Below are 17,482 nucleotides of genomic sequence, written 5' to 3'. Positions count from 1 at the left end.
AAAAAATAGCTTTTATATTTTATAGGCGTAGTGAGTTTTTCTTAGGCTCGCTTGTGACACAGTATTGATTGTTATTTTCATTGTTCACCTTTCATAACCTGCCTTGGCTTTGGTCACTTTTTCTAAATAGTATCGAGATTCAGATCTAGGGTGATCGTAGCGTAACTTTTTATACACATTGCTGGTGGAGGTTTGGTTTATCTTTTCCATAGCACGTGTTCGGTTGCTGTCAAAGGTTTTCAATACATTCCCTGTGCCGCCATTATAGGCTGAGATCATGGAGTATTCTTGGCTGAGTTTATTGGTCACTTTCACGAGATATCGTGTTTGTAATATATAGAGGTAAGCGCTGCCGATATCGATGTTGCTTTCAGGGGAGAAGAGCACTTCTTTTGTAGGTTGGCCTGATCTTTTCTTCACTAGGTTATAAACGTCTTTTCCTGCGGTAGAAGGCACGACTTGCATTAAACCATAAGCATTTGCTGGGCTTACGGCGTAAGGGTTAAACGAGCTTTCTGTTTCAATGATGCCATAGATAAGAGCGGGAGATAGGCCATAGCGGTTCGCGGCGGCGAGAACGTAATCGCTGTATTTTTCTTGGCGAAGATGTTGGTGTTGTTCTACCAGTTTGAATTCAACCGCATACACGGTGGCGTTGTTGCTGTTGGACTTTTTCAGTTTATTAGTAACGAGATACTCTGAATACCGGCGCGCACGCCAAGGGTATCTTACGAGTTTGCCATCATGATCCATCACTTGAGGGTACAGAAAAGGCACCCCGTCGGTGTTTGGTGTGGCACTGGAAAAGATATCGGTTTTGCTTGGGTCGGAGGTGGTTAATAGGGTAGTGGTGACCGCGTGCTTTAAGGTCTCCACAGGTGAGTCTGTGGTTAAGGTCTCGACACGTACCAAGCCTCGATCAAAATCAACAATGGCTCTTGCTTGATAATCGTTAATGTATTTGACGTACTTTTTCTTTTCGGGCAGTTCACTGTTCTTATCACCCCAAATGTCATTTACTTTTTGATTAAGCTCTTCATAGAGCGCTTTCACTGCCTTGATCTCGTCTTTAATGACATTACGGCTGCTTTTCACTTGTTCCGCTATGGATTTTATATCTTCAATGTCATCGATGTTTTTTATCTGCTTCGACAATTTCTCAATAGACGAAACGGATTTGCAGCCATTTAATGTGAGTAGTAATAAGCCAACGGAAACAAAAGTCGATGTGCGAATGATTTTTTTAAACATCAAATAGTTACTCATATAAAGACGCTGTAAATGTGTGCTCTGTCGTGTTTATGTTTGGCCCTTGCACGTTTGTTAACGATATGGGTACCACTGGGCAGAGGTTTCACAGTATACAAAAAATAAAAAACCGTAAAGCCAAGAATGTGCTGCGGCTGATTGATGCTGGTAGTTTTTGTACTTTATTTGGTTCTCTTTTTAAATCGCTCGGTTAGGTCGAACATGTCTTCTAATTCTCGCATGCGTTTTGATGTTTGTGACCACAATCTTTCTTCAAGGGCGACAATTATTGATTCGGCGAAAAATAGCGTAACCACGCCAGAATCCCAGCCAGACTTTCCTTCTATACGAATCGGTAACGTATGTTCAGAATAATCCGCAACGGGAGAAAGCCATTGATCCGTGAAAAGGATGATTTTTGCGCCGCGTGCTTTTAGTAGGCGACCAGCGGTAATAAGGTCCTGCTCGTAGCGACGTACATCAAACATAATAACAACGTCGTTTTCTTGTATTTTCAGTAAATGATGTGGCCACAAAGACGCCGCTTCAGGAAAGAGATGAACATCTTCACGAATGACATTTAGGTGCGTATTTAAATATCGGGCAAACGCACTGGTAATACGACCTCCAAGAATATGAAGGGCGTGTTCTTGATCGGCTAGTAGATCGATAATCGCATCGAATTGCTCGTGATTAATTTGATTCAGACTGTGACGTAGATTTGTCGTGACTGTGTCCGCGACTCGATTTAAGGTGTGCTCTTTTGGTGCGTCTGCTGCCCACCGATCGTGCTTAGCAATCGGGTCTGATAGGGTTTGTTGCAGCTCTTCTTTGAGTTCTTTTTGAAATGTTGTAAAGCTGGTAAAGCCAATTCTTTTCAAAGTACGCATGACGGTGGGGGTCGAGATGCCACCGTTTTCGGATAACTCTGTAATCGAGACCAAACCCGACATAGGGTAATTGATCAGTAAGTAATTAACCAGCTTTAACTCTGCTGGGCTAAAGAGATTGAGCTGGGAGCGAAACAGCTCAGCAATGGTATGGCTATCGGTATTGATTGGTGTGTTATTCATAATATGCACTCTGTTGCCGCTCTAAATAGTGTTGTGTTCGGCATTATACGTTATTTGAGCACGGCACTAACAACCCTCCCTTACGTGTTTTTTCCCAATAGGTAAGCTCTGAATATGTGCTCAAAATAGGTGCTTAGGTGTGCGTAATGGGTGCGTTTTCAAGTTATTAGATTTGTTTAAATAATAAACATATTTCTATTGTGTTAATAAATTGACATAAATCAAATATGATGTATAAATATTTACTAGGTTATTATTTATCGTTGTCTATTTGATTGATAGTAATAATGAGCAGTAAGCGCTAGAAGGTCTGAAAAATTTCTTGAAGTTCGTAATACAGAGTGCCTTTTGTTTCAGCAGTTTATGCAAATTTTTTATATAAGCTGTTTTTCATAATGCAAAAGCCTAAAACTATTGATCGTTATGGAGAGGAAAGAAAATGAATAAGAACAAACGCGATTTTATTAAAAAAGCCGTCGTAGGTGGGGCTGCCGCTGCAACGTTAGGGGCATCTAATGCTCAGGCAAAAACAGCTCCGATTAAATGGCGCTTACAAACGTACGCTGGCGCGGCATTAGGCGAACATGTTATTAAACCTGCGGTGGATGCGTTTAATAAAGCGGCCAATGGGGAAATGGAAATCGAACTGTATTATGCCGACCAACTTGTTCCTACGCCAGAGCTTTTCCGTGCTCTGCAAAACGGCACGATTGATGCGGTTCAAAGTGATGATGATTCCATGGGTGCACCTGTTGATATCTCGGTTTTCGGTGGTTATTTTCCTTTTGCTACCCGTTATAGCCTTGATGTACCTGTGCTGTTTGAACAATACGGTTTAAAAGAAATTTGGGCAGAAGCCTATGATGAAGTGGGTGTGAAATGGTTGAGTGCAGGCGCGTGGGACCCATGCCATTTTGCAACAAAAGAACCCATCCGTAGTTTGGCCGATTTAAAAGGAAAAAGAATTTTCACCTTCCCAACCGCTGGCCGTTTCCTAAATCGCTTTGGTGTTATTCCCGTCACTTTACCTTGGGAAGACATTGAAGTGGCACTGCAAACGGGCGAATTAGATGGTATTGCGTGGTCGGGCATAACTGAGGATTACACGGTCGGTTGGGCCGATGCGACGAACTATTTCTTAACCAATAATATTTCAGGGGCATGGAGTGGTTCTTTCTTTGCCAACAATGATTCTTGGAATGAACTGCCAGAACATTTAAAAGAGTTGTGGAAGTTGTGTATGGATAGTTCTCATTACTATCGCCAGCACTGGTATTGGGGGGGAGAGGCGAAACTGAGAACAGAAGGCACTAAGATGGAGCTGACATCCATTCCTGATGAAGAATGGGCCATTGTGGAAGACGAGGCGCATAAATTCTGGGATGAAGTTGCGGAAACAAGTGATCGTACCAAAAAGGTTGTCGACATCTTTAAGAAATACAATGACACCATGTCGAAGGCGGGTAGGCCATATCGTTACAGTTAATGTGTCATGATTACGTTGGTCTTTTTGGTTCTGTTTAAAAAGACCCGCGTCATCGCAATGCGAGATATGGGGAAATAATGACGTTCTCTTATTAGAGGGCGACTCTTAATAACCTCTCTATTCTGAGGACGTTATTGTGTATAACGCAATTCAAGCCTACATAAGATTCATCTATAAATTCAATCGTGGTATGGGTGTCATCGCTATGTATTTAGTGTTGATTATGATGGGTATTTTGCTTTTTTCATCCATATCCAAAAGTGTTGGGTCACCACAAATTTGGGTAATTGAAATGGCACAATTTACCATGGCGGCTTACTACTTATTAGGTGGCGGCTATTCGATGCAAATGGATTCGCATGTACGAATGGATGTCTTTTATGGCAATTGGTCAGCAAAAAGACAAGCCATCACTGATGCGTTCACGGTTCTTTGTTTAATTACGTATTTGATTATGCTGTTTTATGGCGCGGTTTCCAGTACGGCGTATGCGATAGAGTACGGACAAAAGAATTACTCTTCATGGCGTCCACCGCTTGCCCCCGTAAAAATTCTAATGACGACAGGAATCTTTTTGATGCTGCTGCAAGTATTAGCAACGTTTGCACAAAATGTCGCGGAAGCCATGGGTAAACCATTTAAGATAGAGTGCCATCCAGAGGATTCATCAATATGAGCTACGAAATGATCGCGATATTGATGTTTTCTTCTTTGATGTTGATGTTACTGACAGGGCAAAGAGTCTTTGGTGCTGTTGGCTTTGTTGCTGTGGTGGCAGCGTTCTTCTTGTGGGGAGATGGGGGCTCTGAAATGGCCTTTAATGCCAGCATGAAGCTCATGAATTGGTATCCACTGCTTACTTTGCCGCTGTTTGTTTTTATGGGGTATATGTTATCCGAATCTGGTATTGCGAGTGATCTCTACAGGATGCTGCACGTTTGGATGGGGTCTTTAAAAGGTGGTCTGGGTATCGGGACCATTATTTTAATGGTGGCGATCTCTGCGATGAACGGTTTAAGTGTTGCGGGTATGGCCATCGGCACCAGCATTGCACTGCCTGAAATGTTAAAGCGTGGTTATGATAAACGGATGGTAACGGGAGTTATACAGGCAGGGAGCTCTTTAGGAATTCTTGTGCCTCCCAGTATTGTATTGGTTCTATATGGCATGATTGCTCGTCAACCCGTCAGCCAATTATGGTTAGCTGGCGTAATTCCGGGGTTGATTTTAGCGGTCATGTTTATTGCGTACATTGTTATTCGTTGTCGCCTACAGCCTGAACTTGGCCCACCGTTACCACAGGCCGAGCGGGACCTGATTACCCGCAAAGAAAAATATATATTGTTGGGTGCAGGTGTCTTGCCGCTGGTGGTTATTTTTTCTGTGATTGGTTTGTTTTTAATGGGCTATACCAGTTTGGTTGAGTGTTCTGCTGTTGGTGCTACGGTGGCTATGTTAGCGGCGTTGGTAAAAGGTCGATTGAATTTTCGTTTGATCCACACAACGCTAAGAAAAACCTTGGGCATCAGTTGCATGTTTATGTGGATCATTATGGCCGCATTGTGCTTTGGGGCCGTGTTTGATGGTTTAGGGGCGGTAAAAGCCATTGAAGCCTTGTTCCTAGAGGAGTGGGGCTTAAGTCCTTGGCAAGTGTTAGTGATGATGCAGGTATCTTATATCATTATGGGTATGTTCCTAGATGATACTGCGATGCTGGTAATTGTTGCTCCATTGTATATTCCTTTAATTATCGCTCTCGAATTTAATCCTATCTGGTACGGTGTTCTTTATACGGTAACGTGCCAAATTGCTTATATGACACCGCCATTTGGCTATAATTTATTCTTAATGCGTGCCATGGCACCTAAAGAGGTTGGATTGATCGATATTTATAAATCCATCACTCCGTTTGTGATCATCATGATGTTTGCTTTAATCCTATTTATGGTGTTTCCAGAGATTACTTTGTGGTTGCCTGAGCTTGTTTTTGGGTAGTAAAACGGCTTGGAAAGCATGCGATTAAAACGATTAAAACCGGACAGACTATGTAAAACGCATATTATAAAAAAGGAGACTTATTATTGTGGTTATGTACGGGTTAAAAGAATCGCCAGCCGAGCAGGTAAACCTGACAGGAACGTCCGATATTCTCCTGATTTGTGAACACGCTAGTCACTTTATCCCTGAAAGTTTTAGCAACTTAGGACTGACGGAAGAAGAGTGTTTAAGTCACATCGGTTGGGACATTGGGGCAGCGGATTTGGCGAAAAAATTAAGTCAGCAACTTGATGCGAGCCTGATTTTACAACGTTACTCAAGGTTGCTTTACGATTGCAATCGACCACCGAATGAATTGAGTGCGATACCGCCCTTGAGTGAGGTGACTGTGATCCCTGGTAACAGTGGATTAACGGCTGAGCAACGTGATTATCGAGTTCAGCGAGTTTATCAACCGTTTCATGAGGCCATAGACACACACATTAAAGATCGAAAAAAGGCAGGCAGACGCACTATTATTGTCACGATTCACAGCTTTACACCGACATTCAAAGGGCAAGTACGAACGGTTGAATTAGGTGTCATTTGTGATGAGGGAAATGATTATGCCAAACGCTTTTATCAGCAAGCGCAAGCGTTGAGTCAGCACGATATTCGTATCAATGAGCCATATGGCCCTTCTGACCCGGTTCTTCATATGGTGACTAGACATGGCACGGACAATCATATTCCTAATGTGATGTTAGAAGTTCGAAACGATCTGATTAAACACGCTAATGGCCAGCAAGAATGGGCGCAGTTAATTGGTACTGCCTTGAGCCAAATACAGGGATAGTGACAGACATCTACCTTCTAGTGATGAATTGCTTTTTGACATGAACGAATATTATTGAATAGTAAGAGGAAAACCGATGAACGGAATGTTAACTCTGGAACAATTGAAAGAAGAGTTTGCGGCTGGCAGCCTAGATACGGTTCTGGCGTGCCAAATTGATATGCAAGGCCGTTTAATGGGCAAACGTTTTCATATCGACTATTTTATTAATCATGCTGTTGATGAAACCCATTCTTGCAATTATTTGCTGGCGACGGATTTAGAGATGGAGACGGTATCCGGCTATAAGTCGACCAGTTGGGAAGCGGGCTACGGTGATTATGTGATGAAACCGGATCTGACGACATTAAGGAGAGTGCCTTGGCTAGAAGGTACGGCGTTGGTGTTGTGTGATGTATTAGACCATCATTACTACCCTGTAGCGCATTCACCACGCGCCATTCTACGTAAGCAAATAGACCGATTAGACGCTATGGGTATTGTGCCAATAATGGCGACAGAGTTAGAGTTTTTCATGTTTGATCAAAGTTATGCCGATGCTTGTGTCTCAGGTTATAAAGATATGAAGCCTGTCAGTTCTTATAATGAAGATTACCATATTTTCCAAACCACCAAAGAAGAAGGTGTGATCCGCGCGATCCGTAACGGTGTGTATGGCGCAGGGATTGTGGTTGAATGCTCTAAAGGTGAAGCCAGTGCAGGGCAAGAAGAATTAAACATAAAGTACGATAACGCCTTAACAACCGCCGATCATCACTCCATTGCGAAACACGCTTGCAAAGAAATCGCATGGCAAAATGGCAAAGCCATTACTTTTATGGCGAAGTGGGATAAAGACGCAACAGGCAGCGCTTCGCATGTTCATCAATCTTTGTGGAGCAAAGAGGGCAAACCACTGTTCTTAGATGAAACTCAGCCCTATGGTATGTCTGAATTGATGCGCCATTATTTAGCTGGGTTATTAGCGTATGCGGATGACGTTACTTGCTTATTAGCGCCTTATATAAATTCTTATAAACGTTTTCAAGAAGGTACGTTTGCACCGACAAAAGCGGTATGGAGTCTGGATAACCGGACGGCAGGGTTCCGTTTATGTGGTGCAGAAACAAAAGGCATCCGTATAGAATGTCGTATTGGTGGCTCGGATTTGAACCCTTATCTTGCGTTGGCTGGCCAGCTTGCGGCAGGTATCGCTGGGATAGAGAATAAACTGCCCTTGGAAGAGGCGTTTGTGGGTGATGCTTATGCGAGTGAAAATGCCCACCGAGTGCCAAACACATTGCGTGTTGCCATTGAAAAAATGAACGATTCAACCATGCTGCGAGACGCGTTTGGGGATGAGGTGGTTGATCATTATGTGCGAGCGGCCCGTTGGGAGCAGCAAGTATATGACCAGCAAGTGACTGATTGGGAAGTGGCTCGTGGTTTTGAACGTTGCTAAATAAATGAAGGGTCGTATTTTATGAGGTTTTAGAGATACATATTCTGAAGCCTCATTTGTGTGCTGCTTGAGACGTTTCTTTATGGACTTTTTTAATGAGAGAAAGCAGAAGCAAAAACGACGGTATGAACTCACGGTATTTTAAGTTTAGGTAAGAAAATGAAAAAAATTCAATGTGTATCTCCAGTCGATGGTCGTGTTTATGCGGAACGTGATGTCGCGACCAGTGATCAAGTGGCGACCGTATTTGCTAAAGCCAAAGCCGTTCAGTACCTTTGGGCACAAAAAAGTGTGGCGGAGCGTTGCGATTATTGTACGTTAGCGGTGGACGCTATGGTTAGCATGTCGGAGCGCATTGCGGAAGAATTAGCATGGCAAATGGGCCGTCCGATTAGCCAAGGTTCGGGTGAAGTGAAAGGACTGGAAGAGCGTGCACGTCATATGATCTCCATTGCGGAAGCGTCTTTAATGCCTTTTGATCCGGGTTTTAAAGAAGGTTTTAAACGCAAAATAATCCGTGAACCATTGGGTGTGATTATGACCATTGCGCCTTGGAACTTTCCATTTATGACCGCTCTGAATTCCATCATTCCTGCGTTACTTGCGGGTAATGCGGTGGTTTTAAAACACGCTGCCAATACTTTGCTGGTGGCTGAACGTATTCAAGATGCATTTGATCAAACAGGGTTGCCTGAAGGATTGTTTCAACACATTGTTCTTGATCATGCCACGACAAGTGATCTTATCGCTTCTGGCAATCTTGATATGGTGTGTTTCACTGGTTCAGTTGGAGGCGGTAAAGCAATGGAACAGGCTGCCGCTGGTCAGTTTATTCCTTTGGGGTTAGAGCTTGGAGGTAAAGATCCTGCTTATGTTAGGGCCGATTGTAATATGCCTTATACGATTGAAAACCTTGCAGATGGTGCCTTTTTTAACAGTGGTCAGTCTTGTTGCAGCATCGAACGAATTTACGTACATGAAAACGTACACGATGAATTGGTGGCAGGGTTAGCGACGGCGGGTCAGGCGTATAGATTAGGTGACCCATTAGACGCAGCGACAAACTTAGGGCCGATGATTAAACCAACTGCAGCGGATTTTGTGCGTCAGCAAGTGGCAGATGCCGTAGCGGCAGGGGCAAAAACGCACATAGACACGAGACTGTTTACTTTAGACAACCCCGGTTCGGCTTATATGGCTCCTCAAGTATTAAGTAATGTAACGCATGAGATGTCGATAATGACAGAAGAAAGCTTTGGCCCAGTTGTGGGCGTTATCAAAGTATCTAGCGATGAAGAAGCAATTGCACTCATGAATGATTCTGAATTTGGTCTAACGGCGAGTATTTGGACAGAAGATGTGACCGCCGCAGAACGTATCGCTCCCCAGTTAGAGGCGGGGACCGTTTTTATGAATCGTTGTGATTATTTAGACCCTGCTTTGGCTTGGACTGGCGTGAAAAGTACAGGCCGTGGTTGCTCGCTCTCTAAAATGGGCTTCGATGCATTAACAAGACCAAAAAGTTTTCACTTTAAAACAACGACTAATTGATCAGGCAAAAAACTGATCAGACAAAAGCAATAGGAGCGATGCGATGAACGCTTACGATTACATTATTGTTGGCGCGGGTGCCGCGGGTTGTGTGTTGGCCAATCGCTTAAGTGCAGACCCTAACGTCAGTGTTTGTCTTATTGAAGCCGGTGGCAACAGTAACAGTCCGTGGATAACGATTCCGGCTGGAATTTTTGGTCTTTATGGCAATAAAAAATACGATTATGCTTTTGAAGGCATACCACAAACGCATTTGCACAATCGTAAAATGATGGTGAATCGAGGTAAAACCTTAGGTGGGTCAACGGCGATTAACAGTATGGTGTATATCCGTGGCAATCAGAATGATTATAATGGCTGGGAGGCATTAGGCTGTAAAGGTTGGTCTTATCAAGAGGTATTGCCCGTCTTTAAAGCACTAGAAGCGAATCAAAGTCATCAAGCTGCGGAGTATCATGGCTTTAATGGTGAATTGATGGTTACAAAACAGCAAGATCCTCATTCAGTATGCACTCGGTTTATTAAAGCTGGTGCGGCTGCGTCACTTCCTGAAAATACGGATTTTAATGGGCCGACTCAATTTGGTTTAGGTGTGTACGACGTGAATCAAAATGAAGGTCAGAGAGTCAGCAGTTACCGTGCTTTTGTTGAACCTGTGTTATCACGTAACAATTTAACCATATTAACCCATACTGATGTCCTTTCTTTGATATTAGACGGAGATCTGGCGAAAGGCGTGAATGCTGAGTCTGACGGTAGTGTGAAACAGATATTAGCGAATAAAGAAGTGATTGTATCGTCAGGTAGCATTGTCTCTCCGAGGATTTTATTAGCGTCTGGTATTGGAAATAAAGCAGAATTGGAAGCGCTAGGCATAAAGTGCCAACTTGATTTACCTGGTGTGGGTGAAAACTTGCAAGACCACATTGATAGCATGGTGACGGTCAGAGCGAAAACGCCTGCTACGATAGGTGTGTCTTTGCATTCTTTGTTGCCTCATGTTGTATTGGCTCCGATTAAATACGCACTGCAACGTAAAGGTTGGTTAACAACCAATTACGTTGAAGCGGGTGGTTTTGCTAAAACGAAGTTCGCTGAAATAGCCGTGCAGGGTTCAGCCGATGCGGCCCCGGATATCCAGTTTCACTTTACGCCGTTGTATCGTAGCCATCGTGGTAAGAAGTTTGAATTTGGCCATGGTTATTCTGTCTTTACTTGTGTATTGCGTCCAAGGAGTAAAGGGTCCGTAAAACTGGCGAAAGACGGTACTCATCGGCAGGTGTTAATTGATCATAACTTTTTCTCTGATGAACGAGATCAGCAAGTATTGGTGGAAGGCATTAAAAAAGCCCGAGAGATATTGGCATCCCCTGAATTTGACGAAATTCGTGGAATAGAAATGGCTCCTGGTGCAGCGGTTCAAACAGACGAAGAGATCGTGCACTATTTACGTGATACCGCCAGCACTGTGTATCACCCTGTTGGAACCTGTAAAATGGGAATAGATGAGATGTCGGTCGTTGACCCTGAATCATTAAAAGTAAGAGGTTTAAAAAACGTGAGAGTGATCGATGCGTCTATTATGCCGACTTTGATTAGCGGTAATACCTCTTCCCCTTCTATGATGATTGCAGAGAAAGGGGCTCGTATGATATTGAGTGATGCTAACCATTAATGCCGCCTTATCTTAGATATAAATACTCAAAAGCGTCTTCGGATGCTTTTTTTGTGGGCTTGATTTATGGTGTAACACAGTTTAATCGTACATTAGCACCGCGAGTACATGAGCAATCGCTAGTATATTAGAACCCTGTTAAGGAATGGTAATGAAGTTATTAGTACAGAGAGCAAAAAATGCGAGTGTTACCGTAGAGGGTAAAGTAATCGGGGCCATTGAGCACGGTCAAATGGTATTAGTTGGTATTGAAAAGGCGGACACAGAAGCGGATTTGCAGCGATTAGCTGACAAGTTATTAAAATACCGAATGTTCAGTGATGAAGATGGAAAAATGAATTTAAACGTTAAACAAGCAGAGGGCGGTGTGTTACTTGTTTCTCAGTTTACTCTCGCGGCAGAAACAAAGAAAGGTCTAAGACCCGGATTTTCAACAGCAGCGATACCTACCGAGGCGGAACGCTTGTTTAATATCTTCGTTGAAATGGTGCGAAAACAGCACGATAACGTGGAAACAGGGCAGTTTGGTGCGGATATGCAGGTTAGCCTTATTAATGACGGCCCTGTGACTTTTATGTTGGATTAATGACGGCCCTGTGACTTTTATGTTGGATTAATGACGGCCCTGTGACTTTTATGTTGGATTAATGACTTTTTAGAAGTTTGATACTGTATTTAGACCTGAAAAAGAAGGCATCTATCAGGTGTCTTCTTTTGCTTCTTCTTTTTTATATTTATTTTTTGCGCTTTAAACGGATGCCATTACCTGCGTTATCAGGCGCTGGAAGCAAGGCGTGCGATGTGTGCATTTTTTCAACAATGGCGAGTGTTTCAGGTAGGAAAGGCGCGGCTCTGTGTTCTTTTATATCCAAATGACATCGGAATCGAACTTAAGTTATGAAAGTCCTCAGGGTAATTTTCTTGCATGTGTTTCGCAATTTTAAATCCATTGACTAAGATAGACTCTCCTCCAGTTGCGTCATTGACTAAACAATGCAGAAATTGCAATCCCGGTTGTAACTCTCTAGTCGGTAAGTCTGTATGTAGAGGTAAGCGTAGGTCTGTATAAGCCGCACTGTTGGTATTCATTTTAGCGCGGACATTGAAGACAGTACCAAAATTGGTTTCACGGATAAAAGAAATACGATTGGCTACTTTTACAACGGTTTCTGGTGCGGTATCGACCTGTTGAATCAGGGTAAGACCATATTCATTCAGATCGCGAAGCCAGTTAAGTAGCTCGGCATCGGATTGCATAACATTGTGATATTGATAAGTTGCAAGCTCTTGAGTAATACTGGCTTTATCCCATATTTTAGGTACCCATTGCTTCTCTGCTAAGCTTGACTCACTGTAACAGTGAGCACGTAACCAACCAGGGTGGAATTGGCTGATATGTTGTTCATGATCCCACTCAATTACAAGTCTGTGTTCATCAGAGAGGGATGCTTTTACCGGTTTTATAGTCAGAGGTGCATCACAAATTTCAAACACTTGTTCTCTCGTTAGATAAGTCACACATTGAGAACACTGACAATTGTCTCTAAGCCATAGATAATGGAATTCACTGTGATGACCATCATCCCATTGGAGGGTTAATGAATCGTCACCTAATTCTATTGCAACAGGACGTTGTTTGATTGGATAGGGTGTAAAAGACGCCAATTCGTTTTGATTATCAAGTGCTTGCATCACGTTATCCTAGATAATAATTCAGTGTTTTTTTTGGAGCCGTTGTTGAATTATCTTATAGTACGCTCGTGTTTTATTCGTGATACTAAGTCGACTATCTTTTATACATAGACGTCATTTTAAGGAGGAAATAGAGAAAATACGGGAGTATAGGTATAAAAAAAGAGAAGCGATGCTTCTCTTTTTTGTTAGTTAATAATTTATTATGACGTTTCTTTTAAATTTGGTTGCTCAGCGGTCTCTTCTTCTACTGGAACAGAGCGTCCAGCGATAAGTCCAACTTCAAACAATAACCACATAGGAATGGCTAATAAGGTTTGAGAGAAAATATCAGGAGGCGTAAGCAGCATTCCCATTACAAAGCACCCTAGAATGATATAAGGGCGTTTGGCTGATAGGGCTTTCACGCTGGTAACACCTGCTTTGATCAATAGGTAAGTGGCAACAGGTATTTCAAACGTTGCTCCGAACGCAAAAAATAACTTCAACACAAAGTTTAAGTAGTGGTTTATGTCTGTCATGACAGTGACTTCACTTGGGCCAATGGAAGTAAAAAAGCCGAATATGAGAGGCAACACAATGTAGTAAGCGAACACAATGCCTGCGTAAAACAAAAAAATACTGGAGATTAATAAGGGGATAGCGATCTGCTTTTCATTTTTATACAAGGCTGGCGCAATGAATGCCCATACTTGATAAAGAGTAAACGGAATAGACAATAATACCGCAATAGCAAATGTTAGTTTTAATGGTGCAAGGAATGGGGATGCCACTTCGGTTGCAATAAGAGAACTTCCCTCTGGTAATAGGAGTCTCAATGGCTCAGACACAATTAAATAAAGATCATTGGCAAAAACGTACAGCCCAAGAAACAAGACTAAAATAACCACAACGGTTTTTAATAAACGATTGCGTAATTCAATTAAATGAGAAACTAAAGGAGTTGGAGACGTGGTACTGTTATGACTCATTAGAGAGGCGCCCTGTAATGAATGTCTAATAAATAGAACTAAGTTTTTTCTGTTTGAGCGACTTTCGTTTCATCAGATAACTGTGAAGGTATTGCCGCTTCAGTGTTTGTGTCTAATGGCGTATCTGCTGGCTCGTGAGTTTTAAATTCTTGTTTTTCTTGATACTTTTCTTTTTCATCTGGGTTTTCAGGCAATGGAGTAATGGTATTTTGAATCGCATTGGATTCAGCCATAATCCGATTGTTTGTTTCTAGAATCTTTTGCTGTAACTCTTCTTGATCAAGCTGTTCATTTATCTCACGCTGTACAGAACCAATACTTCGTTTGATTTTTCTGATCCATAAGCCCGCTGTTTTTGCTGCATGGGGAAGACGTTCAGGGCCTAGGATTAGTAGACCCACAATGAAAACGATAAGAAGTTCTGAGAAACCTATATCAAACACAGATTATGCACTCTTGTCATTTTTATCGTTTTCGATCGTTTTGCTTTGAGCTTGAGGTTCGTCTTTATTTTCATCTTCCTTATTTACCGCTTCTTTAAAACCTTTCACGGCACCACCCAAATCAGAGCCTAGATTTTTTAATTTTTTTGTGCCAAAAATAAGGATAAGAATGGCTAATACAATAAGTAATTGCCAGATACTAATACCACCAAGCATGATGTTTCTCCTACTGAGATCGACTGGCTTTTTCATCTAAGCCAGATAAGTTAAATCGACGAGCAAGCTCATTTAGAACGTCTTCAGGACCTAAATCTAAATGAGATAGCATGACTAAAGTGTGGAACCACAAATCGGCTGTTTCATACACAAGGTGATTCTTGCTATCAGCGTGGTTTGCATCTTTTGCGGCAAGAATGGTTTCAATACTCTCTTCGCCCACTTTTTCTAAGATTTTATTTAAGCCTTTAGCGTGTAAGCTAGCAACATAAGAGGTGTCTGGTGATTCAGACTTCCTTTGTTCAAGCGTTTTAGCTAATTCGGTTAAAATGTCAGTACTCATTATACGCTCTCAAATGTTACGGTTTTAATACTAGCAGGTATATACCTGCAATAAAAAGTCCTAAGCTCATTATATCGGCACTGGCTAAATGCTCTAAGGCAACGGGATCCGATACAATCCAAGCACTAATTATGCTTAATATGCCTAATACTTTAAAAGGGGTGTTACGGCGGTTACGTTTGAACTCTTTATTGAGGCTGAGTATTGCCATTGTTTGAGCGTTTGACCTTTGTTCTTGTTGGCTGGCTTGGGCAAGTGCTGAATAAACAAGATTCGGTATTTGTGGAAACTGTCCTGCCCACTCAGGTGCTTGTTTTTTTAGCTCCTCCCAGATTCGTTGAGGGCCAATTTGTCGTTTCATCCACTTTTCTAAAAATGGTTTAGCGGTCACCCATAAATCTAGATCTGGATACAGTTGTCTGCCTAGACCTTCTATGTTTAACAATGTCTTTTCTAATAACACGAGCTGTGGCTGAACTTCCATATTAAAGCGTCTGGCCGTTTGAAACAGTCCAATCAAAACTTGACCAAAAGAGATGTCTTTCAGGGGTTTTGCAAACATTGGCTCACACACACTACGAATGGCCGTTTCAAAAGCATGAACGGGTGTATCTTTTGGCACCCAGCCACTTTCAACATGCAGTTGAGCTACCATACGGTAGTCTCTTTCAAAAAATGCGAGGAGATTTCGTGCTAAATAACTTTTATCTTCATCGGTTAAGCTGCCCATAATGGCGCAATCAATTGCAATGTATTTTGGTGATTCTGGTTTACTCGAGTCAACGAAAATGTTGCCAGGGTGCATGTCCGCATGGAAAAAACTGTGATCAAATACCTGAGTGAAAAAGATTTCTACTCCTCTTTCCGCCAAGCATTTCATGTCAACATTGGCGTTATTAAGATCATCAATATTAGCAACAGGAATACCAGAAATACGCTCAATTACCATGATGTTATTACGGCAATAATCCCAATGTACCTGAGGAACATACAAAAGTTCTGAATCTTGGAAGTTTCGTTGTAGAAGACCTGTATTCGCTGCTTCTTTAGCAAGATCTAACTCATCTAAAATGGTGTATTCGTAGTCGTTTACAACTTCGATGGGTTTTAGACGACGACCATCCTTACTGTACTTATTGATTAGCTTAGCGATGCTATACAGTAATCCGATATCTTGGTTAATAGTGTGTTCAATATTTGGGCGAATTACTTTAATAACAACGTCTTCGCCTGTTTTAAGTGTGGCTGTATGTACTTGTGCGATGGACGCAGAAGCAAGTGGTTCTAAAGAAAAGTTGATAAAGTGCTCATCAATTGGGGTATGTAAGGCTGTTTCGATGATGTGCTTTGCTTGTTCTCCAGAAAAGGGAGGGACTTTATCTTGCAGTTTGGCCAGTTGATCAGCTAAGTCATCGTCTAATAAATCACGGCGAGTGGATAGCAGTTGTCCGAATTTGACAAAAATAGGGCCTAAGTCTTCCAGAGCAAGACGAAGACGCTCTCCTCTGGTCTCTGTTAGTTTTTCTCTTCCTTTAGAAGATAGGTAACCCAGAGTCGATCTTATAAACCAGGGTAATTTATCAAGCGGTATGAAAGTGTCTAGTCGATAACGTATAACGACATAAAAAATGCGCCATGCACGTGTTAGGTTTTGCCACATAATTAATATTTAAACCCTTTGTGTAAAGCAACGATACCACCAGTGAGATTTTGATAAGAAGTACGTTCGAAACCTGCATTGCTCATCATGTCTTTTAGTGTTTCTTGATCTGGGTGCATACGAATGGATTCTGCTAAATATCGATAACTGTCGGCATCATTAGCAATGATTTGACCCATTAGAGGAAGAAGTTTAAAAGAGTAATGGTCGTAGATTGTAGATAAGCACCCAGATTCAGGCTTGGAAAACTCTAATACCAGTAATCTTCCACCAGGTTTAAGAACGCGATACATTGATTTTAAAGCGGCATCTTTGTCTGTCACGTTTCTCAAACCAAGCGCAATAGTAATACAGTCAAACGTATTGTCTGCGAAAGGCAGTGCTTCTGCGTTTGCTTGAGCAAACTTTACATTGCCAACAACGCCCTTATTTGCAAGCTTGTCTCGCCCAACTTTTAACATTGAATCGTTGATATCGGCCAGTACTACTTGCCCAGTAGAGCCGACGATACGAGAAAACCTAAGGGTTAAGTCCCCCGTTCCACCTGCAATGTCTAGTACTTGATGACCAGATCGGACACCCGATTGGTTAATAGTGTGCATTTTCCAAAGGCGGTGAATACCACCTGACATCAAGTCATTCATAATGTCGTATTTTGCGGCAACAGAATGGAATACTTGAGCAACCGCATCGACTTTCTCATCGGTAGGGATTTCTTTAAATCCAAAGTGTGTGGTTTTACTTGAAGACTCTTGCATAATTAAACTCAATCAAAAGGCTGTTCTGTGTTTATTATTCAACACTCAATAAAAAACACAGTATTTTTAAAAATACATCAATTCTTGGATAG

General features: G+C 42.1%; 17 protein-coding genes. 8 read left to right on the top strand and 9 right to left on the bottom strand.

Features of this window, described 5'->3' with window-relative positions:
- Positions 1 to 84: 84 nt before the first annotated feature.
- Entirely contained in the window at positions 85 to 1,266 is a 1,182-nt protein-coding gene (locus ACMUMJ_RS07325) for a murein transglycosylase domain-containing protein (RefSeq protein WP_414678161.1), read from the bottom strand.
- 164 nt (positions 1,267 to 1,430) lie between these two features.
- A complete protein-coding gene (locus tag ACMUMJ_RS07320; RefSeq protein ID WP_414678160.1) occupies positions 1,431 to 2,321 on the bottom strand; it encodes a MurR/RpiR family transcriptional regulator in 891 nt (296 codons plus the stop codon).
- A 439-nt stretch (positions 2,322 to 2,760) separates the two neighbouring features.
- Between ACMUMJ_RS07320 and ACMUMJ_RS07315 the strand changes: the two genes are divergently transcribed.
- The 8 genes from ACMUMJ_RS07315 (at position 2,761) to dtd (ending at position 11,893) form a co-directional block, all read left to right on the top strand.
- Positions 2,761 to 3,807, top strand: coding sequence for a TRAP transporter substrate-binding protein (locus ACMUMJ_RS07315; RefSeq protein WP_414678159.1), 1,047 nt, complete (start codon positions 2,761 to 2,763; stop codon positions 3,805 to 3,807).
- Between the two features lie 136 nt (positions 3,808 to 3,943).
- Positions 3,944 to 4,483, top strand: coding sequence for a TRAP transporter small permease subunit (locus ACMUMJ_RS07310; protein WP_414678158.1), 540 nt, complete (start codon positions 3,944 to 3,946; stop codon positions 4,481 to 4,483).
- Positions 4,480 to 5,802, top strand: a complete 1,323-nt coding sequence (locus ACMUMJ_RS07305; protein WP_414678157.1) for a TRAP transporter large permease — start codon at positions 4,480 to 4,482, stop codon at positions 5,800 to 5,802. The genes ACMUMJ_RS07310 and ACMUMJ_RS07305 overlap by 4 nt, the downstream gene beginning before the upstream one ends.
- A gap of 94 nt (positions 5,803 to 5,896) precedes the next feature.
- The gene (locus ACMUMJ_RS07300; protein ID WP_414678243.1) at positions 5,897 to 6,640 is read left to right on the top strand and encodes an N-formylglutamate amidohydrolase; all 744 of its coding nucleotides are present in this window, start codon (positions 5,897 to 5,899) and stop codon (positions 6,638 to 6,640) included.
- A gap of 76 nt (positions 6,641 to 6,716) precedes the next feature.
- Positions 6,717 to 8,081, top strand: coding sequence for a glutamine synthetase family protein (locus ACMUMJ_RS07295; protein WP_414678156.1), 1,365 nt, complete (start codon positions 6,717 to 6,719; stop codon positions 8,079 to 8,081).
- A gap of 159 nt (positions 8,082 to 8,240) precedes the next feature.
- Positions 8,241 to 9,632, top strand: a complete 1,392-nt coding sequence (locus tag ACMUMJ_RS07290) for an aldehyde dehydrogenase family protein (RefSeq protein ID WP_414678155.1) — start codon at positions 8,241 to 8,243, stop codon at positions 9,630 to 9,632.
- A gap of 43 nt (positions 9,633 to 9,675) precedes the next feature.
- Positions 9,676 to 11,307 carry a GMC family oxidoreductase gene (locus tag ACMUMJ_RS07285; protein ID WP_414678154.1) on the top strand — a complete coding sequence of 544 codons (1,632 nt, stop codon included), beginning with the start codon at positions 9,676 to 9,678 and terminating at the stop codon, positions 11,305 to 11,307.
- Positions 11,308 to 11,458: 151 nt separating this feature from the next.
- On the top strand, positions 11,459 to 11,893 hold the full coding sequence (gene dtd / locus ACMUMJ_RS07280) for a D-aminoacyl-tRNA deacylase (protein ID WP_414678153.1): 435 nt from the start codon (positions 11,459 to 11,461) through the stop codon (positions 11,891 to 11,893).
- A 245-nt stretch (positions 11,894 to 12,138) separates the two neighbouring features.
- Here the strand turns inward: dtd and ACMUMJ_RS07275 are convergent, their stop codons facing one another.
- The 7 genes from ACMUMJ_RS07275 to ubiE form a co-directional block, all read right to left on the bottom strand.
- Positions 12,139 to 12,999, bottom strand: coding sequence for a TauD/TfdA family dioxygenase (locus ACMUMJ_RS07275; RefSeq protein ID WP_414678152.1), 861 nt, complete (start codon positions 12,997 to 12,999; stop codon positions 12,139 to 12,141).
- A gap of 203 nt (positions 13,000 to 13,202) precedes the next feature.
- Positions 13,203 to 13,970: a twin-arginine translocase subunit TatC gene (gene tatC / locus ACMUMJ_RS07270; RefSeq protein ID WP_414678151.1), complete on the bottom strand. Its 768-nt coding sequence runs from the start codon at positions 13,968 to 13,970 to the stop codon at positions 13,203 to 13,205.
- A 38-nt stretch (positions 13,971 to 14,008) separates the two neighbouring features.
- Positions 14,009 to 14,413 (bottom strand): Sec-independent protein translocase protein TatB, encoded by a 405-nt coding sequence (gene tatB, locus ACMUMJ_RS07265; RefSeq protein ID WP_414678150.1) that lies wholly within the window; start codon positions 14,411 to 14,413, stop codon positions 14,009 to 14,011.
- A 3-nt stretch (positions 14,414 to 14,416) separates the two neighbouring features.
- Complete coding sequence (tatA, locus tag ACMUMJ_RS07260; protein WP_414678149.1) at positions 14,417 to 14,629, bottom strand: Sec-independent protein translocase subunit TatA; 213 nt, start codon at positions 14,627 to 14,629, stop codon at positions 14,417 to 14,419.
- 10 nt (positions 14,630 to 14,639) lie between these two features.
- Positions 14,640 to 14,972 carry a phosphoribosyl-ATP diphosphatase gene (locus ACMUMJ_RS07255; protein ID WP_414678148.1) on the bottom strand — a complete coding sequence of 111 codons (333 nt, stop codon included), beginning with the start codon at positions 14,970 to 14,972 and terminating at the stop codon, positions 14,640 to 14,642.
- A 16-nt stretch (positions 14,973 to 14,988) separates the two neighbouring features.
- Complete coding sequence (gene ubiB, locus ACMUMJ_RS07250; protein WP_414678147.1) at positions 14,989 to 16,632, bottom strand: ubiquinone biosynthesis regulatory protein kinase UbiB; 1,644 nt, start codon at positions 16,630 to 16,632, stop codon at positions 14,989 to 14,991.
- Positions 16,633 to 16,634: 2 nt separating this feature from the next.
- Entirely contained in the window at positions 16,635 to 17,390 is a 756-nt protein-coding gene (ubiE, locus tag ACMUMJ_RS07245; protein ID WP_414678145.1) for a bifunctional demethylmenaquinone methyltransferase/2-methoxy-6-polyprenyl-1,4-benzoquinol methylase UbiE, read from the bottom strand.
- Positions 17,391 to 17,482 lie beyond the last annotated feature (92 nt).

Origin of the sequence: Marinomonas phycocola, assembly GCF_047525455.1 — a bacterium.
In the GTDB taxonomy this organism is placed as follows: domain Bacteria; phylum Pseudomonadota; class Gammaproteobacteria; order Pseudomonadales; family Marinomonadaceae; genus Marinomonas.
Note: the sequence above shows the minus strand (reverse complement) of the source record. Positions and strands in the feature narration are given on the sequence as shown.